A 24,939-nucleotide genomic window follows, 5' to 3' on the forward strand; every position below is an offset into this window, starting at 1 on the left:
TTACTCCTTGTTATATTTCTTCACATTTAAAGTTAAACCTTGGCGATCCGTCACTGCGACGTGTTCGGCAATATTAAGTGAGTCCTCGGAAACGAAGTTCCAGGTTTCACCCATAATCGCAATTTGTCCTTTGTGACCAGTTGGATCGACGCTGACTACGACGCCCAGGGACTCTTTTAAATCCGCATCAGAGTCTTTGGATTTCAGACGCAAAGTTTTGAGGGCGAGATAACCAATCCCAAAGAAGACCGCGCCTATGGCAAGTACTACCGGCAGAATAATTGAATACGGCAATGAGTACCCCGTCGCTTTATCAAACAAAAAGACGCTACCGACGAAAAGTGAAACCAATCCGCCGATTCCCAGTATGCCAAAACTTGGAATGAAAATTTCAGCAATAAGAAAGCCAATTCCCAAAAGGATCAAGGCCAGTCCGCCCCACACGACTTCCAGCTTGTGGAAAGCGATCAGCGAAAACACTAGGCCAATGCCGCCGATCACGCCAGGCGCGACCAAACCTGGGTGAGTCAGCTCCACATATAGAAGTCCCAGACTTCCCATGAAAAGCAGATATGCAAATTCAGGGTCTGCAATAAAGCTCAGGATGCGATAGCGAGTATCTGGTGAAAACTCACGCAAATCGCCCACTTTAACTTCGATGGTCTCGTTACCTGCGATCAGAACTTTTCGGCCTTCGGATTTTTTCAGAAAGTCCGCTTCGTCTTCAGCCAAAATATCCAGTGCCTTCATTTCCACCGCTTCGGTAGAGCTGTAGGACTTTGCATCGGTCACAATGTCTTTGGAAAATTTTAAATCACGACCACGAAGTTTTGTGACGCCTTCAAGCCAGCTCACGGTATCGTTGATCATCTTGTTGCGAAGATCATCGGGCATCTTTTCGCCTGTGCCTAAGATCGGAGTTGCTGCGCCCACATTGGTGGCTTTAACTCCCCCATTCACATGACAAGCTTGCAGGATGATCGCGCCGGCACTGCCAGCGTGGCCCCCTTGCGGAGTAATTAAACATAGATAGGGAATTTTTGAAGCGAGCATGCGCTCGACAATACGTCTGGTGCTTTGTAAACTTCCACCGGGAGTATTCACTCTTACGAAAATAGATTCACAGCCGTTTTCGACGGCGCGCTTTTCTGCGCGTTCAAGATAGTCTGTGGTGGAAGCCGTGATAGCGTCGTTTACGGTAACAGCCAGTGTGCAAGTCGCAGCCTGGGACACATTTGTCCCCAACATCATTAACAGAAGTACAGAGACAAAGAGTGAGTTCACAGACTTAACTCCTTCATGACTTTTTGAAGATCGTTCCAGACGACTTTCTTAGCCGCCCCGTCTTCCAGCAAATAAGCCGGGCTGTAGGTTTCAATCCATTTACCAGGGCCTTTGAAAATCATCTCGCCCAGATCTTTGGGGAATGAGCTAAAGACCACAACAACTTTGCTTTCGCAAAACTTCGCAAGCTCCGAAGGTAATAGTGAGCGGTTCTCGACCGTGCAGTCCATTTCCAAAACTTGAATATTGCGAATCTTCATCGCGGATTTCATTTTATCGAAAAGATCACGCACTTCAGGACGGAAGAAGCTTTCTTTGGCTTGAGTCAGAATATTTAGAAATACCAGTTCACGATGAACCATCTCACCCGGTGTGTAAGCACCGTCTTGAGTGAAGAACTGCGTTTTTGCGGCAACTTCGCCCTCAGCCAAAGCCGCAGGCATGTCACCAAGCATAACCTTTTGCAGTCCTAAAACTTCTTCTAAATACTGAATGTAGTCCTTCATGCAAGGGAGCTTACTCCGCCCCTAGTTTCTAGACTATAAAAACCGCTCTTAATGCGCTGCTTTGTGTGCTTTGATTCCTAGCAAGAGAACCAAGATTTCATCCCTAAGGGCAAATCCTCTGTTTAATCTAGAAAAGCACCCTATTTTCTTAGAAATGGAGGCCCCTATGACGGCACGTTCCGGTGTGTTTGCTTTTACATTTGTTATGTTGAGTGGCTTTGCGGCGATGGCTTATCCCAATGTCGGCGACAAAGTGACTTGGTCAGGAAACTTCAAAGACACCCAAGGTGTCACGACCGAGATTCACATAACTAAAGAAGTGGTTGGATTTAATTCCGACACCAAACAATGGAAAGTAAAAAAGCACACCAAAGTGGGCAAGGAAGATGCAACGGAAACCATCGAAGTGGCCGACCTCTACAATCCTGAAAAATACAAAGAAGTTCTGGAAAACTGTGAAAAACAAGGCGGCGTGATCGAAACGCTGGAAACCAATCCGGGGAAATATAAAACCTGTAAAATCAGCACCACCGATTCAAGTGGCGTCGTCATTGAAAAATGGTGGGGCGATATTCCTTTTGGTATTGTCAGTAAATCCACCCGTGGGCCCAGCGGTGAACTGACCGCCGGTGAATTACCTCTGATGTTTGCGACGTTAGGTCTTTAGTTTCTTAGCTGGGGTTTTTTATCCCGCTTGACCTGCCTACCAAGAATAGGTGCGTTACAGTTCATATTTCACTGTGCAACTCCCAGTCGTCTCGCCTCTGCCATATTGTGTAGACGACAAAGCACTCGTAAATTTGACTCATCATTAGTGCCACCCAAAGCCAATGGCAGCCGGTGGTCAATCTGAAGTTGATACTTACTATTGCAACGCCCCAGTGTCGGATGCAAAAACTCACAACAGTGATGAGCCTTTTTAAGCAAAACTCTTTTCGTACTAATTTTGATTGCCTTCCGTGCTATGGTTTCTTTGTTTCTTTGTTCAACCTTAGCCTCGGACTCACCAATATTCCCTTCGGCAGTGTCAGCATTCAACATCGCGATACTCCCCTGCAAAACGGCCTTCTTTCCCAACCGTTTATGAATCTGAGTTTGCGCCAAATATGAAATCAATTCTGCCCAAGTTGGATTCGGCAAAACATGAGACAATAGATCTTTGGCGTTTTGAAGGTGCCGCATTTGTTCATCAGTCAAAGTTATCTCCAAGCGCACAGAGTCGTCGCTTTGAGGTTTGATTGTTTCATGCGTTTGGATTGGCTGATTAAACTCGACAGACAGAATCTTTTGGGTTTCAAAACTAGATTTATTCTGAATTTGTGCCAAAATGCTTTTAGTTTGCTCAAGCGAAACATTCACTCCACTTTCAAGCTCTTTAGTCAGACACTTTTGCACCTGCTGCATTTGCGTAAGATTCAAACTGCCATCCTCTAAGGATTGCTCCACCTGCGGCACTTTCTTTAAAAGCTTAGCAGCTTGAATCCGGCGATAGGCCGAGTCTTCTGAATAGTTCAAATGCGTCGTTAAATACTTAAACAATGAGGTGTATCCCAAATCCAAATACAATCGACGACCTTCCACTTCTATCAAATGCCACAATACCAAATGAGTGATTTTTCTCTCGGTGCGGGCGAGTTTTTCAACACGGGTTAAAAGATCATTATTTGAAAGATTTGTTAGATCCATGAGTGCCTCCTAATTTCAAAAGAAGATATATCATGAATTTTATAAATGCTTTTTTTGCTGATTCACTAAAAACTCTACAAGTGCGTATTTCTCTCTAAATTCATTGCGATTTGCGCTTAATCGGATTTTAGAAAGAAGTTTTTATTCATACACGACCGGACCGGAGAAAATAACTTTCGTCGTACACAACCAATCCTAGAAAGTGGAAAAATACGTCAAATACTTTCACTATTACATTCAAAACATGACACAGCTTTTCTTGGCTGCCAGAGTGAAGCTAAATCAGCTCTTTGATTTTCTTGGAGGTCAGGAACTTATAAAGAGCAATGACCGTCATACCACCGGAAGCCACGACCATCGCAGCTGTTGATGTGCTCATGCGTGCGAGCGCTCCCCAACTGACTGCGCCCAGGGACATGCCGGCATAGAAGACGGCCAGGAATACTCCGAGCATTGTAGCCTTCAGATGGGACTTACCGGTGAGCTGGCGCGAACTCATGTTCATCAGAGTCGCCAGAATCAACCAACCAATACCGGCAAAGAACATCCCCTGGCACATGTAAATGTAACTTGGGGCCACTCCCATAAAGAATAAACCGACACCATAAACAAAGTACGCCCCCGCCAAGGACTGCCCTGTTTTTTCGGGCAGCATAATTTTGCTGGAGTAGATCGTACTAAAGCACGCGCCTAATCCCAGGAAACCCAAGAGCGAACCGTACTGCCAACTGTTCAGGCCCAATTCCAAACGGCCGCGCGTTGGATACAAAGCCCACAAACAAGACGCGAAGAAAGTGACAATGAAAATTTCCACCCACAATTTCATGTTGTGGAAAGAGAATAAAAACTGAAACTCTTCCTGAGTGAATTTAACTTCTTTTTTCTCGAGCTGAGGTGCCGGAGTGTCTTTCACCGGCCATTTCCAGAAAAACAAAATCAATCCTAAGAACGACAGACTGTTCAACATAAAGGCCACTGCGGGACCGGCTCCACCCAGCACCACCCCACCGATTGTTGGGCCCAGAACACGAGTGACGTTAATGCCAATATAGTAAACTAACACAGCCTGGGATTGCTTTTCCGTCGGCACCAGATCAGTTAATACACTTTGAAAAGGCGGATTGCTAAGAGCAAAACCAATCCCCATGACAAGCGACAATAACAACAACAAACCTTCGGTGATGTTTTCCGACCAGACTAGATACGCCAGGACCGCTGCCGCGACGAACATCATACTTTCAGAAATCAAAAGAATACGACGGCGAAATCCCAGATCCGCAAAATACCCTGCCGCGATACTTAGGAACACCACCGGCAAGTTACTGGTGAAAGATAAAAGAGAAATAATCAAAGGTGACGTTGATAAATGTGTCATCACCCAACTGGCTGCCACATCCTGAATCCAGGTCCCTAGATTTGACAGAAATGCACAAATCCAAAAGTTACGATAAACAGAAATTTTTAAAGGAGACCACAGAGATGATTCATTCATGACGAAAAAAGAATACTACGAAAATTCTTTGCGACCAATTTCTTCTTCAACAAAACTATTCATAAGGAGGACCCTATGAAAGCATTTTGGCTTTTAACCGTAAGTGCCTTTGCGTTCCTCGCAGCACCCGTTTCTACTTATGCGAGTGTCGAAAAACCCACAGTCGCGGCTGAAATATCCGTCGAGGATGTCAGTGCCCAGGCCCAATACTACAGCTACACCTTTCCAAACACCCCGACCTACTACACACGGTATGCCACCTTCCGCCTGATCAACAATGCAAACTGTGATGTCCGGGTTCATAACGTCATGCTGTGGGGTGGAGCCTTCACTTACAATACCAACTGCTATGGCAAACTTCGCCCCGGGGAAGCCTGTTACACCCAGGTGGGATTTCGCCCTATGTATCAAGGCTATCACAACGGCCAGCTGACTTATCAACTCAGCTCGGGAACCGTATATTTGAACTTATATGGTTGGGGCGTCTACTACTAACGAACCAGCTTCAAACGACGTAATACCTTTTGAATGAACCCCTGGGCCTGCTCGACTTGGAAGAAGTAACCCATTCCAAAATACAGCAGGCCATAAACTGCCACCGCACCCAGTGCACGCAAGATCACATGCCAATCCTGAGGCAGAACGAAACGTCCAACGACTGCAGCCACCGCTGCTGACACCAGCGCAATCGCCCAAACTTTGAATTGAAAACGCAAAGGCAATCCTGTCGCACCGATTTTATCGTTCAAGGATCTGCGTAAGAAATAAAACTCAATCCAACCCGCGATCCCTGCCGAAGCAGTCAATCCCGGCGTTCCCCACTCTTCCGTCAGACCAAACCATTTTGGCAAATAGAATGCGAACAACACACCCAAGCCCGTAGTCGCAATCACCCGAAGGATCGCAAACTTAAGCGGCGTACGCGTGTCTTTTAAAGAGTAAAACGTCGAAGAATACAGACGCCCCAATGTTGATGCCAACAAACCCACAGTGGAACCAATCAAAACCATCCATACTGTTTGAGTGTTATGCGCATCGAATTCACCAGTTTGAAAAACGGCGCCGACGATCAAATCACCCAACAATAAGAAGGCCACCACACTGGGGATCACAAAGAAGGCGATCTGTTGCAAGCCACGGTTCAGACGGCCCTGTAAATAATTACGAATTTCTTCGTCCGTACCGACGGCTTGGGACATTGAAGGAAGTTCAGCTGCAGAGACACTCATCCCGAATAAACTAACAGGCAAAAGGTAAAGTGTCTGCGCATAAGCCAATGAAGAAACTGCACCCGTCGGAAGCAAGCTGGCCAGCATGCTGTCAATATAAGCACTGACCTGCACCACTCCGCGGGACACTACGACCGGCACGAAGTTTCGCATCACAGTCGTGACACTGGAGATTTTCATATCCACCGACGGCCAGATCTTTTTTCCTAAACGCAATGCCGACGGCAATTGCACGAAAAATTGCAGGAAGCTTCCCACAACCAAACCCCAAGCCACAGTTATTGCCAGATCAAACTGCGCCTGCTTTTCGCCCCACAAAATAAGTGTGGCAATGATCGTCAAATTCCAAATAACCGGCGCGATGTAAGAAAGGAAAAACTTTTTATGGGAATTCAAAATCCCCAAACACCACGCGGACATCACCAAAAAGCCTGTCCCTGGGAAAAGAATCTGTACGATGTGAATCGTCAACTGACGTTTTTCCCCTTCAAACCCCGGGGCAATCAAATCAATCAACATCGGTGTTGCAAAAACACCCGCGATCACCAAAAACGAAGTCATCAGGAACATGAGGCTACCGATAACTGAAGCTACCTTCGCCGCCTCTTCATCATGCTTTTTTGCCAATAGTTGCGCGTATACGGGAATAAAGCTGGCAGAAAGAACACCTTCACCAAAAAGATTCTGCAGAAAATTAGGAATTTTAAGTGCGGCTTTAAAGGCATCACCCGCCGCAGAATTACCAAAATAATGGGCAAACACACGTTCGCGGACCAGACCTGCGATACGGCTTAAAAAAATACCGATTCCCACTAAGATGGCGTGATTCTTCATGCACTCTCTATTCGATAACGAAATTACTCGGCTTCGACTTCTTCTTCTTCCGACTCGTTCAATTGCAAAATGATTCGTTCCGCAAGGACGCGGTTGAAACTCTTAAGTTTCGCAATTTCACTAGGGTCAGCCATTCTGATTTCATCAATAGAGTTAAACTGAGTCAAAAGAGTTTTCTTTCTTTTTTCGCCAAGACCCACAACGTAATCAAGTTCGCTCTCTAAAGAGGTCCCTTCACGCAGTTTACGGTGATAAGTGATGGCAAAACGATGGGCCTCATCACGGATTCCCACCAAAATATGCTGCGCTTCGGAGTTGGTTTTGAAAATCACTGGATTTTGACGTCCCGGCAGGAAGAATCTTTCGTCCGTGGACTCCACTTCCTGCTTTTGAAAATCACTTTCGGTACGGGCTTTCGCCAAACCCACCACCGGGATGTCCTCGCGACCAATTTCAGATAAAATCCGCATCGCCTGGGAAAGCTGCCCTTTACCACCGTCAATGACAATCAACTGCGGATCTTCGTATTCCGTGTGTTTAAAGCGGCGACTTAAAACCTCATACATCGAGGCGAAATCGTTGATCCCTTGAACTGTTCTGATCTTATAACGACGGTAGTGATCCTTGGCTGGAACACCTTCCTCGAAAACAACCTGTGATGCCACGGTTTCTGCCCCTTGAAAGGTCGAAATGTCATAACACTCGATACGACGAGGCAGTTCTGAAAGATTGAATTTTTCTTTGATCTCTTGAAGCCCGCGAAGTTTTTCTTCGGATTTGGAAACATACTTCAGGAAGTGCGCCTTGGCATTTTCATTGGCCATATCCACCAGGTTACGGCCCCGCTCGTCCGTCGCAAAACGCACGGAAGACTTGGTTCCAGATCGCTCTTGCAACACGGCTTCCATCAACTTATTCAGGTCGCTACCGATATCCAGCGGCAATAAGACATCATCTGGAATAAAGTTGTCTTCGTAATATTGATTCAGGAAATCCACCATCCATTCGCGTGGATCTTCAACGGCATCATTCGGATCGAAATGCGGCAGGAAGTGAGGACGCGTACCAATAACCCGACCGGCACGAACGTGGACGGTTTCAATCAAACAACCGCGCTCGTCGCCAAAGTAACCAACCGCATCTTGATCTTTTTCAGAGGTGTCGTTGATGACGGACTGTTTTTCCAGAATAGCCTTGATGGCTTCAATCGAGTCCCGCAAGCGCGCTGCCACTTCGAACTTTTCTTCGTCGGCAGCTCCCATCATTTTTTCTTTTAGGGATTTGATGACCTTCTTGTTCTGGCCTTTCAGGAAAAGCTTCGCTCCTTCAACCTCACTTTTATAATCCTCTTGAGTGATGTAATCCACACAAGGTGCCGTGCAACGACCGATTTGATAGGTCATGCAAGGACGTTTGCGAGTCGCAAACATCGCGTCGTTACAGTCACGGATTTTAAAAGTGCGATTCAAAAAACGAATGGTCCCCTGTACCGCCAAGCCCGACGTATATGGACCAAAATAAAGCGATCCGTCCTTTTTTACTTTGCGGGCCAAGTACAAGCGCGGAAATTCTTCGGACCAGCTAAAGCGGATATATGGATAAGCCTTATCATCACGCAGGCGAATATTGTACTTGGGACGATGTTTTTTAATCAGCGAGGCTTCCAGCAGAAAGGCTTCGACCTCGGTTTTAGTTAGAATGTATTCGACTTCCAGAATGTTGGAAACCAGTAGGCGCGTTTTCGGCGAGTGATCCTTGCTGTCAGTAAAATAGCTGCGCACTCGATTGCGCAGACTTTTCGCTTTGCCGACATAAATGATCTTATCGCCGGGTCCCTTCATCAGGTACACCCCACTTTGCGTAGGGAATTCGCGCACCCGTTCGCGGATTTCGTCGAATTTACTTGAGGCCATTCTTATTCACCTCAGCACTTTCGGACTCCACCTCGCCACTGCGCAAATTCAATTCCAGAATTTGCAGACGCTTGATTTCGTCGCGCACTTTCGCAGCTTCTTCGAAGTCCAACTTCTTGGATAGCTCACGCATTTTCGCACGCAGTTTATCAATTTCTTGCGTCAGTTTATCAGGCTCATGAGCAAACTTGTTCATGATCGCCTGTTGACGATTCTCCCCTTTCAGCGGAGCTCCACCGACTGAACCATCGAAGGCTTCACCCAGGCCGTCACGGATTTTCTTGCGAATACTTTGCGGCGTAATCCCATTGGCTTCGTTGTGTTCCTGCTGAATACGACGACGACGTTCCGTTTCGCCGATGGCTTTGCGCATACTTTCAGTGATCGTATCACCATACAAGATCACGCGACCGTTAAGATTACGGGCCGCACGACCAATCGTTTGGATCAAGGATCTTTCAGAACGCAGGAAGCCCTCTTTGTCGGCGTCCGTAATGCCCACAAGACTGACTTCAGGAATGTCCAAGCCTTCTCGCAGCAAGTTGATTCCCACCAACACATCAAACACGCCCAGACGCAGGTCACGCAAAATCTCGGATCTTTCGATCGTGTCGATATCACTATGCAGGTACTTGATTTTGATACCCAGATTTTCATAGTATTCGGTTAAATCTTCAGCAGAACGCTTGGTCAGCGTCGTAATCAGGACGCGCTCTTTAAGCTTAATGCGCTCACGGATTTCCTTTAGTAAATCATCCACCTGGTGTTTTACCGGGCGCACTTCAACGACCGGATCAATCAACCCCGTAGGACGAATGATCTGCTCGACAATGATGCCTTCTGATTTTTCAAACTCGTAGTTGCCCGGAGTCGCTGACACATAAACAACCTTATCCATCATTTTTTCAAATTCCTGAAAATTCAGAGGACGGTTATCCAGGGCTGATGGCATACGGAAGCCGTGCTCAACGAGAGTCGACTTACGCGCGCGGTCCCCACGATACATCCCCCCGATTTGTGGGACGGTGACGTGGGACTCGTCGATGAAAGTGATAAAGTCTTTGGGGAAGTACTCAAGTAACGTCGGAGGCGGCTCACCCGGTCCACGTCCCGTCAAATGGCGCGAATAGTTTTCGATCCCCTGACAGAATCCCATCTGCTCCATCATTTCGATGTCGTAGTAAGTACGTTGCTCCAGACGTTGTGCTTCCAGAAATTTCAGATTCTTATTTAGAAGCTGCAAATGATCGCGCAACTCATCCTGAATAGTTTTAATCGCGCGCTTTAAATTGTCATCACCCGTGGCATAGTGGCTTCCGGGATAGATCCCGATTTGATCGATCTCTTCCAGAACTTGCCCCGTCAATGGATCAATCCATGACAGACGCTCGACGAAGTCCCCGAAAAACTCCACACGCACGGCACGGTCTTCCTCGTAAGGAGGAAAGATTTCAACATTATCCCCGCGCACGCGCACGGTCCCGCGCGAAAAATCCACGTTGTTGCGTTGATATTGTACACGTATTAGTTCACGTAAAAGATGATCCCGCTTCATCTCTGTATTCGAAACAATCTGAATCATCATGCCTTCGTAGGCCTCTGGCGATCCCAAACCGTAAATACAGGAAACGGAACTGACGATGATCACGTCACGACGATCAAACAAGGAACGCGTGGCGGAGTGGCGCATGCGATCAATCTGTTCATTGATGGCCGAGTCCTTCTCGATATAAGTATCCGTCGACGGAATATAAGCTTCCGGCTGATAGTAGTCGTAATAACTGACGAAATACTCTACGGCATTGTTCGGAAAAAGTTCCTTGAACTCGGAATACAACTGCGCCGCCAGGGTTTTATTTGGCGCTAGCACCAATGCCGGTTGATTGATCTGAGCAATCGTGTGCGCCATACTGAAGGTCTTACCCGAACCGGTCACACCCAGCAGAGTTTGATGTTTTAGTCCCGCGCCAATGTTTTGAACCATCTGCTCGATCGCTTTTGGCTGATCCCCAGAAGGTTTAAACTCAGACACCAATTGAAAGTTCTTTTTATAGGTTTTGGCCATCCCTCTGATCGTAGCACAAGCCGTGTACGATTTCCTAGTCCGCTTGCATGAAATCGCATTGCATAGTGACATCTTGTGACTTGCCTCAGCTTCTGGTCTTTGTGACAGTGGGAGCCTATGAAACTGCTGAAAAAATCCCTGCGTTACCTGGTTCTGGTTCTGCTTTTAATTCTATCTGGCACTTACATTTATATGCGTCAGTCATTGGCACCCCTAGATGGAAAAATCGATCTTGAAAATCTCTCAGCTCCGGTAAAAGTTCAGCGCGACTCCTTTGGCATCCCTCATATTTTCGCTAAGAACAAAACTGATGCCTTTAAAGCATTGGGATATGTGATGGCCAGCGAGCGTCTATTTCAAATGGAAATGGGACGCAGACAAACCCAGGGTGAACTTTCTGAAGTTGTTGGCGAAAAAACGCTAAAATCCGACCTGCTATATCGCAGCCTTGGACTTAAACAAACTGCTGCCAGCGTGATCGAGAAAAAACGCAAAGACGGCACCCTGGATCCGGAAATGTGGAAGCTGATGGAAGCCTTCTGCGATGGGGCCAATCAATATGCCTCAACCCGCCCGATCCCTTATGACCTTGCGATTCTGGAAATTCGCACGATCCGTCCGTTCACGCCGATTGACGCTTACGTTATGACCGGACAAATCGCCTATAGCTTTGGTATTGCACTTAAAACAGATCCCATGATGACGGCACTCGCGAAAAAACTTCCGCATAAACAGTTTCAGGAGCTTCGCAACGATCAACTAAAAACTCCGTTACGACTTGCCGGCGATATCGACTTGAGTCCCCTTTGGGAAGTCGCCGACAACGCCTCCTTCGCCACTCTTTTTGACAGCAGTAATGCGTGGCTCTTGGCCCCGCAACGTTCAGCCGGCGGCAAAAGTATTTTCGCCAACGATCCACATATCGCCTTCTCTCATCCATCGGTTTGGTTCGAGGCCCATATTCATACGCCGGATTTTGAAATTTACGGCCACTACCTGCCACTGGTGCCATTTGCGATTTTAGGACACACACCTCAGCACGCCTGGGGATTCACCATGTCGCAAACCGATGACATGGATCTTTACCGTGAAAGCATAGATCGCACGAACAAGACTTTGATTTATAATCACAAGCCGCAAGAATATGCAACTCGCACTGAAGTCATTAAAGTCAAAAAGCAGGAAGCACTGACAGTTGAGATCATCGAAACTCCTCACGGTCCGCTGATGAATCATGTGATTGATTCAGATATTTCTTTGAAGTGGGCTTTTCACAACGTGAACAACGACCCTTTGCAGGCTCTTTATATCATGGGCGAAGCCAAGGACATGAAGACGTTTGAAAATGCGCTCAAACCCGGAACAGCTCCCGGTTTGAATGTCATGTACGCAGATGCCGAAAACATTGCGTGGTGGATGTTCGGCGAAGTCGCCGTGAAAGGAAATCCCAACTCAGAATTGATTTTGGATGGTACCAGCCTCAATGACGAATTCAAGCGCGTGCTTTCCTGGGAGGAAAAACCGCATACCGTGAATCCAGCATCCGGAGTGATCGTCACTGCCAACACACGCCCGGCAAATATCGATTCAGAAATTCGCGGCGACTGGCAAAGCGCCGACCGTCAAAACACCCTGCTCACTGAACTGGCCCAAAAGGAAAAATGGACCAGCGAGGAAATGCGCGCATTGCAGGTGAAAAACCTGAATCTGGCCAATAGAACTTTGATCGAAAAAATGTCGGGCTTTCTAAAGTTGACTGCGGAGGAACAAAACAGGTTTGCTCCTTGGATTGAAAGACTAAAAAACTGGAACCTGCATTCTGACGCCAACTCACAGGAAGCCAGTCTTTACTACACTTGGGTGAATGAGAGTCTGCTGCTTATGCTGGCTCCCTTGGAAGACCAGCGCGAAGCTTATCTTGGCACGCCCCACTCCTGGATGTTTTTTGAACGTGTGACTCAAAACCCAATCTCCCCATGGTGGGAGCTGGTCAAGCCGGAACAGGTCTTCACACAAGGCCTGCGCAACACTTTTGCGAAATGGTCCGAGCCACCGATGTGGGGCAAGCTTCATACGATTGAGTACATTCACCCTCTAGGACGCGAAAAACCTTTAAGTGCCATTTTCAATTTGGGTCCATTCCCTATTGGCGGCGCTTACAATGAAATCACCAACAACAAGGCCCGCGCCTTGGGTGGCGACTTCAAAGTCACCGCCGGAGCCTCTACTCGCCGAGTGATTGATTTCGCAAACGTAAAGCACAGCTGGGGCGTTAACCCGATTGGGATTTCCGGCCACATGCTCTCGCCCTTTTATGCAGATCAAATTGAATTATTTGTAATGGGAAAACACCGCCCACAACTCATGGACCCAGCCGAAATCGAAAAGGATAAATCCCACGAATTGATTTTGGAATAAGGGGACGAGGAAAGAATCGAACTAACCGCCTGCGAGCATGAATTCGGAAACACTTAGGGAACTCTGATCCAAAATGGTACAACCAGAACTTTCTGTTCCAGAAATTGACTTTGAAATGTTACTTCAAACGGGAGTAGTTGGTTCTGACATCTCTCTGGTCTTTTAAATCAAGTTGAGTCTGCTTTCACAACAGCAAGACTCTTTAAGTCGATTTCCAAAAAATCCGACGTCTTCTAATATTAATCCGAGCACCAATCCTTGGACGGACTTTTAAGGGGGGACACTTGTCGCATTCGAAATGGTTTACATCAGCACGGCGTTGGCTTAACAGATCGAGAACTCTTTCCATAAGTCTTTTGATTTTTTTTCCGAGCGTGGGTTTATCCCAGGTTGCAGGAACAGATTATCGAATCATCACTTCCTGCGGCTCGGGTACCAACGTACTTGCCATTGCTAACGGCAGTACGTCGCGAAATGCTCCTGTTATTCTGGCTCCAAAAGACAATGCCGGCAACGCGCAGATTTTTACTTTTGGATCCAACAGAAAAGGCTTTGTCCTTTCTGCCAAGGTCAGTTCCAAAGTTTTAGCCGTATACGGCAGCTCGTCTGCTGAGGGCGAAAAAATTGTGCAAGTAAACTTTAGCGGAGCCAATAGCCAGATCTTCAATATCACGCGGAGTTCTGATGGACTTTATCTTATGCAAAACATCAACAGCCGAAAGTATGTCAGCTTAGCCAGTCAAAGTGCTAACAGTGGCACAGAGATTGTTCAAACCAGAAGAGTTTCCAATTGCGCACAGAAATTTAAACTTGAAGCGGTAAAGACAACTCCAACACCGACGCCAACACCTTCCCCGACTCCGACTGTGTCACCTTCTCCAACTCCGACTGTATCGCCGTCGCCTTCACCGTCACCTGCTGGCTATATCACTTTGGATAAATTATTCTCTGATATGACGACGGCAAGTGAAGCGATTCCAATCAATCCGGTTTATGAGTGGCAGTATGGGCCAAAAGTCACAATGGTCGCACCACGTGGTGATGCTATTCCAAGCTGGTTTCCTTATAACAAGCCAACGTGGTTGTACGATGCAATCTCCTGGTTTGTTCTTCAGGAAGCCCAAGGAAACAAGGCCGTGAATACCCGAGTGGAAATTTCAGGATTACGAATGTATTTCCTGTCAGAAGCGTCTCGCAAATGGGTCCGCATGGACTACGCTGCCGCTCCGTACACGGAAACCTGGCAATATCCATTTGATATCGCCTCGCCGTCTGGCAATGCCGGCAATCTACTGCGCCCGGTTTATCCCAAGTTCTATCACGGCTATGGAAAGAATCTTGCCATCAACCCTCAAGATGTCAGAGCTACTTTCATAGCTGTTGATTTCCGACTGGTTGTCATAGATCCAAACAAACCCGATGACCGGGCTGTGGCGAAATATGTGGTCGACGTGGGTGGAGACTACTGGCCAGGAAATGGCGCCGGTCATGGCAGCTGGCCTTATGCTCCAGGCATGGGCAATAGCCGGTTCCTGCTGGCGACACCGAACTGGAAAACATCAGCTTTGATAGTCCCGAACACATTCTTGGGTGCTAGCATGGAGGAGCTAAGAAAAAATCCGCCGCCGTTGGCTCCGTAAAAAATTGTAAATTCAAACGTGAAAGACCTCTGATGATCTCAGAGGTCTTTTTATTTGGAGTAAGGCTTCCGAATAGGCAGGAACACTTTTCTTTTTACATCCTCGTACTTTTCGGCAGATAGTTTGCTGATTTTATCAGAAAGCAACAAGGCATTAAAATAACGGATTTTTTCAGAGGAGTTCGTGTCCGGATTTAACTGCAAAGCCAACCGGTAAAGCACTTCGTGGACAATCAACGCCGCTCTATCCTCGGGCCACATATTCTCCCACATCAAACGGGAAATAAAGTATCTGCTGTCCTCCTCAAACAAAGGCTCATGCTGAATTGCCAATTGCTTAAGTGCGCAATTTCGAGCAATCAATCCCAAGCCTGTATCATTGACTGTCAAAATATCGTTGTAAGTCAAAGTAGCCTCTTTCCAAAAACTATCGATAAATGCCTGCAACAACCCTTCAACTTTAGGATCAATACTTTTTAAACGGCTGACTATAGTTTTAGCTGTGGCTGTACCTGCTGTAGGGCAAAAATCAGATTGCCCATTCATTGGCGACGTACAGTCCCTTGCTTCACGTTGCTGTGGAAATACCGGCTTCATGGAGTATCGGGCTTCCGCTTCAAACACGTCATACATTGCGATGGTTCTGTTTGGACAAACCATGGCATTGCCGCCATTACCAAATTCTGTCGAGCTCGCGCTGACCAGCGTTGAAATCATTATGCCAATCGAAAATAGGATATACTTCATAAAAATTCCCTAGATAGTTCCTGAGATACGGGTTGCCGGTACGATTTGCACACACACATTGTAGACTTCAGTTTTTTCGCCTTCTTCAAGGAGCTGGCTGATATCACGACGGAACTGTCTTGCCAGAAGTTTGGCCTTATAAAGTTGACGAGGATTTGTCGGAACAATAATCGATGTAATATCACGCAGCTCAACAGAATCTGAATCCAAAGACTGTAGTGACTTATTCAAAAACTGACGCTGAAAATTCCTTAGTGCTGAAGACGGAACATCATGAGTGGACGTTAGATGTTTATGGGTGGAGCAAAGCTTCCCATCACGTTCCTCAACCAATCCAACTTCCTTCAGACATTTCAATGATTCATCAACCGCCGATTCCGACAGGCCCAGACGTTCCGCGATCCATACCGAGCTATTTTTAAAGGAAACAGTTTCCATCAGATTCAAGATAGCGAAGTGATGCCAATGAGGCAGGAAAGTGTATTTCTCTTCCGAAAGCTGATGAGGAGCGCGTTCGTCTTTGCGCTCGTGTAGACATTTGCCAATCAGAAACTCAAGGCGTTCCGCCATTTCTGCCGACAGCCTCAAAGTAGTGATGATTCGCTTTCTCAAAATTTTACCAGGAAGGTCATGACCAGAAAGAATCGACGACACCCGACCAGGTGAAGTTTTTAGATCCCGGGAAAAGGCTCGTAGTGAATACTTCGCGTTTTTTTCACGACGGGCATTAAAGATCGTTGTTAGAAACTCTGCGACCTCAGAGTATTTCGCAGTACTTTTGCCTTTTGACATGGGCTAGTTGTACTACTGTTTAGGAAAAGGTCAAACGTAATAGGCACACGCTTGCGTGTTCCTTTTTTAGTCATGGAATTTGAAACACAGTTTAGTGGGAGGATGTTTCCTCGACTCTTAGGCACAAAAATGGGTAACGATAATCGTGGAGGTAATCGATGCGATCTGGAATCCATGGTCCGTGCAGACCTTCCATTTTATAAACTCGGTCTTCGTCGACGGTTTTCTCTTTAATAGGTGCCACTGTTGATTGTTAGGACGGATATAACAATCCCTTCTCCACGAAAAAGGTGCGTGCCGCTGCATAGGCGCCTTGCTTAGAAAAGCCCCGATAATAAGTCATTATGTTGCACTCTCCGTCCCGACAGGGGCCGATCCTGAGGACTGCCTCCAACATGATGAACCCATTCGAATATGACTGGTTAGTAACTTGCAGCCATTCATGACATTGAATAAATGCAAGGACATGGAAATTGCGAGAACGCGCCTGTTTTGGTTCAGTCTATTTATTGGAATTCTATGCCTCAACTGGTTTCAATTGCTGACACCGAAAATGGAAAACATTGAAGTTGTACGTCCCAATCTGGAAACCGAGTACAACGCTCCGACCTCGCTAATTATGAAAGACTACAATCCAGACGAAGACGGACTCTTCTGGATAAAATTCACAACAAGCGCTTCTTACCTGCCCAATTTTTTAAACCTAAAACACCTTCGCCTTCGAACATTAAGCTGCATCAACAGCCTCTCCACTGACAGTGTTAATTGGAAACTCCCAACCTCACCCGATATCCGGTGCAATAACGAGCGCGGTCTTCCACTTTATTCAAGCACGAATGTTCTGGGCAAAACCACAACCTGGAATTTAACCGGAGACTCCTTTGGTGGAAGCTTTGGTTTCTATTTGGATAAAGACTGGAGTGCGCCTCAATTGATCATCGGTATGGTTATCCTTTGTCTGGCCTTGGCCGGAATGTTATGGGCAAAGCTTCCCGTTGATGGCGATCGTTGGAAGATCCCGGTGATCAGTGTATTCGTCGTGGCATTTCTTCTGCGCTTTTGGACCACGCAAATCGCCATGCCACCTGAAATGTTTTTATTCTCGGACATGGCAGCCTACTTCCATCGCGGGATTCAAATGCTTCGCGGATCCTTCGATGCGGGCCAAACCTTCCAACCCATTGGATACACGGTCTATGGCCTTCTGTTAAGACTTGCTGGAGATTGGGAATTGCACAAATGGGTCAGCATCTTTGTTTCCATGGGAACAGCGTTGCTGGCTTATCTATTGGTGTTGAAAAATTTTGGTAAGGCCGCGGCCTTCCTGACATTGCTATTTGTTGCTTTGGATGTCCCGCAAATCGGATTCACGGCACGCTACATGGCCGAGTCCCCTTACAGTTTTTTGATTATGGCAACTCTGTGGTGGATTATGAAATCCCTGGAATCCAATCGCTTGCGGGACTACTTCATCGTGGGAATTCTTCTGATGGTGTCATTCTATTTCAAAGGCAACCATGCATTCTTCATTCCAGCATTCAGCTTGTGGCTCTTGTATCGCGAACGTGCGCAATTTAAAAATGCCGTTTTAAAAGTTTCGATGATGGCACTGGGTTGTCTTCTGGTCATGACTCCTCATCTGACGTTTACCAAAATCGCTTACAACCAACTACAATGGGGACCGACAGCAGGGGCTTTGAATTTCGTCGAGGGAAAATGCCCTTGGAAGAACAACGCGGACTCCTCGGGTTCTTCCTGGATGTCTCCTCTGTTCGTCACTTTAAATGAAACCGCTTTCAAAAAATGGGATCGTCCCTTCACAGATCAAGCCTACTTCTGGAAGGCCGGTGCCGAATGCGTTCGCGCCAATCCTTGGGTGATGATCGAGAGTCTGCGTTTTATTAATTATCTATTTTACGGCAACAGCACCTGGCCCATCTCGGGATCCAAGGTTGGATTCATGTACGACATCTGGGCACCAGTATTTGAATGGGGATTGTTGCCTTTGGCATTGCTGGGCGGACTGGCCTATGCCCGCCGTCGCAACAACTACGTCGAGGTCAGCGCCTTACTTATGCTGACGATCTTTTTCACCGTTTACATTTTCAAATCCGAAAGCCGCTTCCGCGCTCCTTTTGACGGAGTCATTCTGATGTGGAGCAGCCTCGGCATCGTCTTCATCGTCGAACGTATAAAGGTGATTTTGAGAATACTATCAGCAACTCCGACAGTGATCGAAAGAAAAAACTCCTAGCAACCTGGCTCTCGAAGGTGCTCGCTCCACCGCCTCCACCTGCTGCTTCCACCTACTGCGCCTACTGTTGGCGCTGCTCTGCAGAACCGACATCGGTTCTGCATTGAGTTATGTAATGTTTAACAACGCCGTGATTTCCGCACAAATGTGGCTGCGCGCGTTTATGTGAAATGTGTATGCTCGACTTTCTACTTAGTGACTTCCCAGAAAGAACCTTCTGGCGTATCGCTCACAGAAATGTTCATCGCCACAAGCTTGTTACGAATTTCATCGGACTTGGCAAAGTCTTTATTCGCGCGCGCTTGTCCGCGCTCAGCTACAACCGCATCCACATCAGCACGTTTGATACCCGCTTTATCCAAAAGCATGTCATCCAGCTTAATCAGGAAATCATGAGCCGGCTCTTGGAACATCGCCAGCATCGAACCCATTTTTTTGATAAACTGACTGAACGCCAAGGCTTTGCCTTGAATCGCAGGGTTTGCCTTCATACCGCGACGAACTTGGCTGTTGAACTGGCGAACCACTTCGAACATCGCCGCAAATACTTCAGGCGTTCCAAAGTCATCATTCATCGCCGACTCTACTTTTTTCCAAGCTTCGTCGGTGATTTTCACAAAGCCCGTATCCACTGCTGTCACTTCGGGCGTCAGATAGCTTTCTGCCATGGCCATTGACGAATACACGCGAGCCAATCCCGAAATAGCACGTTCCACCGCTGCATCACCGAATTCACTCATCGTGCGATAGTGCACAGATTGAATCATCCACTTGTAGATCTCAGCGTTGTACATCGCCACGAAATCACGCAGGGAAACGATGTTGCCCAAAGATTTTGACATCTTCTGACCACCAAAGTTCAGCATATTATTGTGCATCCAGTATTTTACGAAGTGCTTGCCCGTGCAGCCTTCAGATTGCGCGATCTCATTTTCGTGGTGCGGGAAGATCAAATCCATACCGCCACCATGAATGTCGATCTGATCACCGAAGATATTCTTGATCATCGCCGAGCACTCAATGTGCCAACCAGGACGCCCCGGCCCCCACGGAGACGGCCAGGAGATTTCTCCTGATTTTGCAGCCTTCCAAAGTGCGAAGTCCATCGGTGATCGTTTTTTCTCGTCTACTTCCACACGGGCACCCGCCAGAAGTTCATCTGTATGACGACCCGAAAGTTTGCCATAGTCTTTGAAGGTTTCGATAGAGTAAAGCACATCACCTTGCGCTTCGTAGGCCACTTTTTTGTCGATCAGTGTGCCCACCATGGAAAGAATGTCTTCCATGTGTTCTGTCACCTTGGGATTCATGTCATGGGCACGAAGACCCAGGCTCGCAAAATCTTTTTTGTATTCAGCGATATACTTTTCAGAAACTTCACCAGGCTGCATACCCAGCTCATTGGCTTTGTTGATGATTTTGTCATCCACGTCCGTAAAGTTCAGAGCATAGGTTACTTTGTAACCCAAGTACTCCAACCAATTACGAACCATATTAAACACTACCGGTCCACGGAAGTTACCCACGTGCAGAAAGTTGTAAACCGTCGGTCCACACACGTACATCTTTACGTGCTTCGGATCATAAGGAACAAACTCTTCGGCTTGTCTTGATTGTGAATTATAAATCTTCAATGACATAATTTCCTCAAAGGTACGGACTTACTTCATCAGGTAAGGCCGTACCTCTGAAGGTAAGGCCGTACCTTTAGGGTTTAAGCTAAAGTTGCCAGGGCTTTTTCAGCACGGGCTACCAGGGATTGCTTTTTCATTAGTGGCACCAGGATTTTTAGTTCTGCCCCGTGCGGTTGACCGATGACCGCCACGCGAATTGGTTGGAACAGATTTTTACCTTTAGCACCCGTTTTGTTTTTTACTTCGTCCTGAATTTTCAGGAACTCTTCTTCGCTCATGTATTCAGTGCCGTGGGCTTGAACCAGTTCTTTCCATGCAGTCAGCACGGCTTTCGTCGTTTCAAGTTTCATCACTTCTTCAGCGTCTGGCTGAATCACATACGAGTTGTCGTTCAACGGACGATACAGAGTGATCGCATCGGCCAAAACTTCCATATACGGCTTAAACAGATTCAAAGACTTGTCCTGCCAAACAGGGTCAGATGGAAGTTCCATTTTCTCGCGAGCCAGGAACGGCTGAATCGCTTTCCACAACTCTGCATTTGGCAGAGCACGCAAGTGCTGCGCATTCATCCATTTGAATTTCACGCGGTCAAAGATCGCGCCTGATTGATTCAAACGAGAAATATCAAACGCCGAAACCATATCATCAACCGACATGATTTCTTTGCCTTCCGGATGTGACCAACCTAAAAGTGCGATGAAGTTCAAAACTGCAGATGCCAAATAGCCTTCGTCTTTCAACTGACCACAAGCCACCGCGCCTTTACGCTTGGAAAGCTTTTGACGATCTTCATCCAGAATCAAAGCCATATGGCCAAATTGAGGTGCCTTCCAACCCATCGCTTCGTAAATCATCAACTGACGAAGAGTGTTTGGCAGATGCTCTTCCGCACGGAAGACATGGGACATTTTCATCAAATGATCATCCACCACGCAGCAGAAATTATAAACCGGCATACCACCACCACGCAGAAGAACGAAGTCGCCAACCATGTCAGATGGGAACTTCACTTCACCGCGAACGATGTCGTTAAAGATATAATCTTTTTTTAGATGTTTGGTTTTAAAGCGAACCACCGGAGCAGCTCCACCTTCAGCCATTTTGGCTTTGGCTTGATCCAATGTCCAATCCGCATAAGGAGACTGAATATGCGGCTGCCCGCCTGCTTTCATCTGCGCTTCACGTTGAGTTTCGATTTCCGCATCCGTCAGGAAGCAGTAATAAGCTTTGCCCTCAGCCAGAAGTTGCTCTGCAATTTGCTTGTAGATGTGCATGCGCTCGCTTTGTTTGTAAGGACCGTTGGGACCCTGATCTTTCAAAGTCACCGGGTCTACGCCCTCTGCCCACAAAAGATTCAACCAAACCAAATCGTCGACCACGCCACGCAAAGATTCCTGAGTGGAACGAGCCTCGTCCGTGTCTTCAATACGCAGAATGAATTCACCGCCGTTTTTCTTGGCGAATAGATAATTGTACAAGGCCGTTCTCGCACCACCAACGTGCAGGTAACCCGTTGGAGAAGGTGCAAAACGAACGCGAACAGGATTGGAAATCTGTGAGGACATGAATCGGCTCCAAAAATGAAAAAAGGCCCGGAAATTCCGAGCCTTAAACCTAATATGAATTTTTAGAATCGTCCAGAATTAACCAGTGATACCGAAGATCGCTTTCACTTCTTCTTCATTGAAAAGCTCAGCTTCAGATGTCGCCAATGTAAGCTCTTTCAAAAGCAAAGAACGTGCAGCATCAAGCATCTTGCGCTCACCGAAAGAAAGCTCTTTATCCGCTTTCAAAAGGAACAAATCGCGCAAAACTTCAGCGATTTCGAACACTGAACCAGTTTTGATCTTTTCCATGTATTCGCGGTAACGGCGATTCCATGTTTGATTGTCGATTTTAACGTCTTTTTCCTTCAAAATGCCTACAACACGAGCAGCTTCATCCTTGGAGATGATGGGACGAAGACCCGCTGATTTAACATTTGTAGTTGGGATCATGATTTTAAGACCCGTATCTACCAACTGCATGTTGTAGAACGAGATTTTAGTTCCAAGCATCTCTTTCGTCTCGATCGCGACCACTTTAACTACGCCGTAGCCAGGATAAACTGCATTATCGCCGATATTGAACGTGAGCATCAGGAAACCTCCACTTATAGCCACTTATAACCGTGGTAGTTCTATCAAATTTGACACGAGTTATCAAATCTGAGCGGCGCATTGGAAAAGTTTTCCAAGGATTTTAAACGAAAAAAGCCCCATCAAAGATGGGGCTTTTACTCAATAATTTCAGCTATTTAATCAAATATTGATCAAAGCTTAATCAGAACTACTTCACGCTGAAAACAAGAGCATAAGGCTGACGACCACCGTTTTTACCGGCAGGAACGTTTGCACCTTTAACCGTCAGCTTGTAGTCGCCGGCAGGCAAAGTCATTTCGATCATCTCAGCATTGTTGATGTGATCATTCATGGAAACTGCTCCATTTGGACCCGTCAAAACCAAGTCCAAGTCATTTACCAATGCCTTGGAAGCATTTGCGGAACCAGCTGCATCTGTCCAAACCAAGTTCGCATACAGCTTGCCAGAACCAGCCAGTTTGAAAGCGTACTCTTCAGTTTGATTTGTCGCCAAACCATCACGGTCATCAACAACGAAAGTGTTTTTCATCATTTGAACCATGTTATCCATGTTCACACGACCATAACCTTCATCAGAGTTCGGTCTGCGAGTCAGGATCTCTTGGCCTTTTGCAGCGCCCACTTCACCGAACTGACCTGGATACATATCATCCGCAGAGTGCATGATCATTGCTTTCATCACAGCTGCTGATGGATTTTGCACGCCCCATTTTTCAACCAACATCTGACGAGCGATTGCCACTGCACCCGCTGTTAGCGGAGTTGCCATGGACGTACCACCGGACCAAGCATAATCATCATTGTAAGCGCCCCATAGAGGAGATGCATCTTTGATGTGAGAGCGGTTGGAAAGGATGTTTGTACCTGGAGCCACGATTTCAGGCTTCACACGGCCATCCAAAGTTGGACCACGGGAAGAGAACATCGCGATACCGTCTTCGCGGTCCGACATCATTGAAGAGAAAATCGGCTCTGCAGACCAAACTTCAGCCGCTGCACGAAGCTTGCTGACTGGAACCTGGATACCACCGGTTTTAGTTCTGTTTTTGGAAGCACCCACAGTCAAAACGTTTTTCGCTGTGCCCGGAGTCCCGATAGAACCACCATCGATACGACCGTCTTTGTTCATATCCACACCGCTGTTACCCGCGGCGAAGATCACTAGCATGTCTGGATTGTTGGACATCCACTCATCCACTTGCACGGCCATACCATCGTAAGCACCAAAATTTTTGACTGCGCCCCATGAGTTGGAGTGAACACGAGCACCGTCGTTGTTTGCTTTATCAAACAAATCCGCAAGCTTGGAAGGAACACCTAAACCATTAAGCATCTTGGACCACATACCCTCTGCAACCATCATTGCATCGTATGCGCCACCTTTTAGGCGACCGCCAGAAGCTGTACCGCGAGACATGATAGAACCCGCAACGTGAGTTCCGTGACCCATTGGATCTTCCCAAGTTCTGGACCACAAACCGAAAGCATAACCAGATTTCACCGCACCAGAAAAGTCAGAAGCGATTTGGTTGATGTCTCCAGAATCCAAACCCGTATCCGCCATGGAGACAGTTTGACCACGACCGGTCAAACCCAAGTTCCATGCAGTATCGAATTTCATAACTTGAGTTCCAGTTTCGTTACCCGTGATGTCGGAATAATCACCAGCACCTTTTGTCGTCATATTCATTTGTTGATCCAATGGGAAATCCATTGTCGTGATCACTGGCGTGCTTTGCACGTGCTCAACACCAGTCAAATTTGCGATATTGTAGATTTGTGCGCGAGAAACCAAGGCAACGATAGACTTACCGTTAACAACTTGAAGTTCTGCTTTCATTTTTTTCAACGCTGAAACAACGGACTTGGCGTCTGCTGCTTTGAAAAGCTGAATCAAAACACTTTGAGATTGATCTTTATTAAATACGCTTACAGGCATGATATCACTGCTGATTTTATATTGAGCATGATATTTGATAACCGCATATACACCCGGGTGAGTTTGTCGGAAAGAATTCAAATCCGCAAACGATCCGCGCACAACCAAAGCATCATCCGGCAAGTAGCCGAACACTTCAAAGCGAGCTTTAAGGGCTGCGCGATCCTTGGCAGTAATTTTATTTGAAAACTGAACGATATAGTCGCTGACCGATTGGTCTTGAACCAATGCCACTGCCTGAGCTTCCATTCCAGGATTTACTGTTCCTGAATTAAAACGCAACAAGCTCCCTGCGTAGACTGGACTTGCAACCGAAGCCACAAGTGCTGACGTAACCATAAGATGAGTCCATCTTTGCATAAA

Annotated in this window: 18 protein-coding genes; 5 read left to right on the top strand and 13 right to left on the bottom strand. The window is 46.9% G+C overall.

Features of this window, described 5'->3' with window-relative positions; translation table 11 throughout:
- Both ACLVWR_RS17375 and ACLVWR_RS17380 read right to left on the bottom strand, forming a co-directional pair.
- Positions 1 to 1,284, bottom strand: a complete 1,284-nt coding sequence (locus tag ACLVWR_RS17375) for an NfeD family protein (protein ID WP_413581857.1) — start codon at positions 1,282 to 1,284, stop codon at positions 1 to 3.
- Positions 1,281 to 1,790, bottom strand: coding sequence for a hypothetical protein (locus tag ACLVWR_RS17380; protein ID WP_413574841.1), 510 nt, complete (start codon positions 1,788 to 1,790; stop codon positions 1,281 to 1,283). Before ACLVWR_RS17380 ends, ACLVWR_RS17375 begins: the two co-directional genes overlap by 4 nt.
- Before the next feature lie 166 nt (positions 1,791 to 1,956).
- On the opposite strand from ACLVWR_RS17380, the gene ACLVWR_RS17385 reads away from it, so the two are divergent.
- Positions 1,957 to 2,457, top strand: a complete 501-nt coding sequence (locus tag ACLVWR_RS17385; RefSeq protein WP_413581858.1) for a hypothetical protein — start codon at positions 1,957 to 1,959, stop codon at positions 2,455 to 2,457.
- A gap of 68 nt (positions 2,458 to 2,525) precedes the next feature.
- Here the strand turns inward: ACLVWR_RS17385 and ACLVWR_RS17390 are convergent, their stop codons facing one another.
- Together ACLVWR_RS17390 and ACLVWR_RS17395 are read right to left on the bottom strand one after the other, a co-directional pair.
- Positions 2,526 to 3,476, bottom strand: coding sequence for an HNH endonuclease (locus tag ACLVWR_RS17390; protein WP_413581859.1), 951 nt, complete (start codon positions 3,474 to 3,476; stop codon positions 2,526 to 2,528).
- Between the two features lie 277 nt (positions 3,477 to 3,753).
- Entirely contained in the window at positions 3,754 to 4,968 is a 1,215-nt protein-coding gene (locus tag ACLVWR_RS17395; RefSeq protein ID WP_413574843.1) for an MFS transporter, read from the bottom strand.
- A gap of 75 nt (positions 4,969 to 5,043) precedes the next feature.
- Here ACLVWR_RS17395 and ACLVWR_RS17400 point away from each other — a divergent pair, with 75 nt between their 5' ends.
- Positions 5,044 to 5,463 carry a hypothetical protein gene (locus ACLVWR_RS17400; RefSeq protein WP_413581860.1) on the top strand — a complete coding sequence of 140 codons (420 nt, stop codon included), beginning with the start codon at positions 5,044 to 5,046 and terminating at the stop codon, positions 5,461 to 5,463.
- On the opposite strand, the gene murJ is transcribed toward ACLVWR_RS17400, so the two are convergent.
- Genes murJ through uvrB form a run of 3 tightly spaced genes read right to left on the bottom strand, consistent with a single transcriptional unit; the run spans position 5,460 to position 11,009 of the window.
- Entirely contained in the window at positions 5,460 to 7,031 is a 1,572-nt protein-coding gene (gene murJ, locus ACLVWR_RS17405) for a murein biosynthesis integral membrane protein MurJ (protein WP_413581861.1), read from the bottom strand. The two genes, ACLVWR_RS17400 and murJ, sit on opposite strands and share 4 nt — an antisense overlap.
- Positions 7,032 to 7,054: 23 nt before the next feature.
- On the bottom strand, positions 7,055 to 8,944 hold the full coding sequence (gene uvrC / locus ACLVWR_RS17410) for an excinuclease ABC subunit UvrC (RefSeq protein WP_413574846.1): 1,890 nt from the start codon (positions 8,942 to 8,944) through the stop codon (positions 7,055 to 7,057).
- Positions 8,931 to 11,009: an excinuclease ABC subunit UvrB gene (gene uvrB, locus ACLVWR_RS17415; protein ID WP_413581862.1), complete on the bottom strand. Its 2,079-nt coding sequence runs from the start codon at positions 11,007 to 11,009 to the stop codon at positions 8,931 to 8,933. The genes uvrC and uvrB overlap by 14 nt, the downstream gene beginning before the upstream one ends.
- A 117-nt stretch (positions 11,010 to 11,126) precedes the next feature.
- On the opposite strand from uvrB, the gene ACLVWR_RS17420 reads away from it, so the two are divergent.
- Both ACLVWR_RS17420 and ACLVWR_RS17425 read left to right on the top strand, forming a co-directional pair.
- The gene (locus ACLVWR_RS17420; RefSeq protein WP_413581863.1) at positions 11,127 to 13,427 is read left to right on the top strand and encodes a penicillin acylase family protein; all 2,301 of its coding nucleotides are present in this window, start codon (positions 11,127 to 11,129) and stop codon (positions 13,425 to 13,427) included.
- Positions 13,428 to 13,801: 374 nt separating this feature from the next.
- Positions 13,802 to 15,067 (top strand): RICIN domain-containing protein, encoded by a 1,266-nt coding sequence (locus ACLVWR_RS17425; protein ID WP_413581864.1) that lies wholly within the window; start codon positions 13,802 to 13,804, stop codon positions 15,065 to 15,067.
- A gap of 50 nt (positions 15,068 to 15,117) precedes the next feature.
- Here ACLVWR_RS17425 and ACLVWR_RS17430 read toward each other — a convergent pair whose 3' ends face one another.
- Both ACLVWR_RS17430 and ACLVWR_RS17435 read right to left on the bottom strand, forming a co-directional pair.
- Entirely contained in the window at positions 15,118 to 15,813 is a 696-nt protein-coding gene (locus ACLVWR_RS17430) for a hypothetical protein (RefSeq protein WP_413581865.1), read from the bottom strand.
- Between the two features lie 9 nt (positions 15,814 to 15,822).
- Positions 15,823 to 16,605: a DUF4423 domain-containing protein gene (locus tag ACLVWR_RS17435; protein ID WP_413581866.1), complete on the bottom strand. Its 783-nt coding sequence runs from the start codon at positions 16,603 to 16,605 to the stop codon at positions 15,823 to 15,825.
- 442 nt (positions 16,606 to 17,047) lie between these two features.
- On the opposite strand from ACLVWR_RS17435, the gene ACLVWR_RS17440 reads away from it, so the two are divergent.
- A complete protein-coding gene (locus ACLVWR_RS17440) occupies positions 17,048 to 18,859 on the top strand; it encodes an ArnT family glycosyltransferase (protein WP_413581867.1) in 1,812 nt (603 codons plus the stop codon).
- A 188-nt stretch (positions 18,860 to 19,047) separates the two neighbouring features.
- Here the strand turns inward: ACLVWR_RS17440 and cysS are convergent, their stop codons facing one another.
- From cysS to ACLVWR_RS17460, 4 genes are all read right to left on the bottom strand, one after another.
- Positions 19,048 to 20,499: a cysteine--tRNA ligase gene (gene cysS, locus ACLVWR_RS17445; RefSeq protein WP_413581868.1), complete on the bottom strand. Its 1,452-nt coding sequence runs from the start codon at positions 20,497 to 20,499 to the stop codon at positions 19,048 to 19,050.
- A 74-nt stretch (positions 20,500 to 20,573) separates the two neighbouring features.
- Positions 20,574 to 22,061, bottom strand: coding sequence for a glutamate--tRNA ligase (gltX, locus tag ACLVWR_RS17450; RefSeq protein ID WP_413581869.1), 1,488 nt, complete (start codon positions 22,059 to 22,061; stop codon positions 20,574 to 20,576).
- A 78-nt stretch (positions 22,062 to 22,139) separates the two neighbouring features.
- On the bottom strand, positions 22,140 to 22,634 hold the full coding sequence (locus ACLVWR_RS17455) for a CarD family transcriptional regulator (RefSeq protein WP_340597025.1): 495 nt from the start codon (positions 22,632 to 22,634) through the stop codon (positions 22,140 to 22,142).
- 190 nt (positions 22,635 to 22,824) lie between these two features.
- Positions 22,825 to 24,936, bottom strand: a complete 2,112-nt coding sequence (locus tag ACLVWR_RS17460; RefSeq protein ID WP_413581870.1) for a S8 family serine peptidase — start codon at positions 24,934 to 24,936, stop codon at positions 22,825 to 22,827.
- Between the last annotated feature and the right edge of the window lie 3 nt (positions 24,937 to 24,939).

The sequence above is a fragment of the Bdellovibrio sp. HCB288 genome, from assembly GCF_047305935.1.
Lineage (GTDB): Bacteria > Bdellovibrionota > Bdellovibrionia > Bdellovibrionales > Bdellovibrionaceae > Bdellovibrio.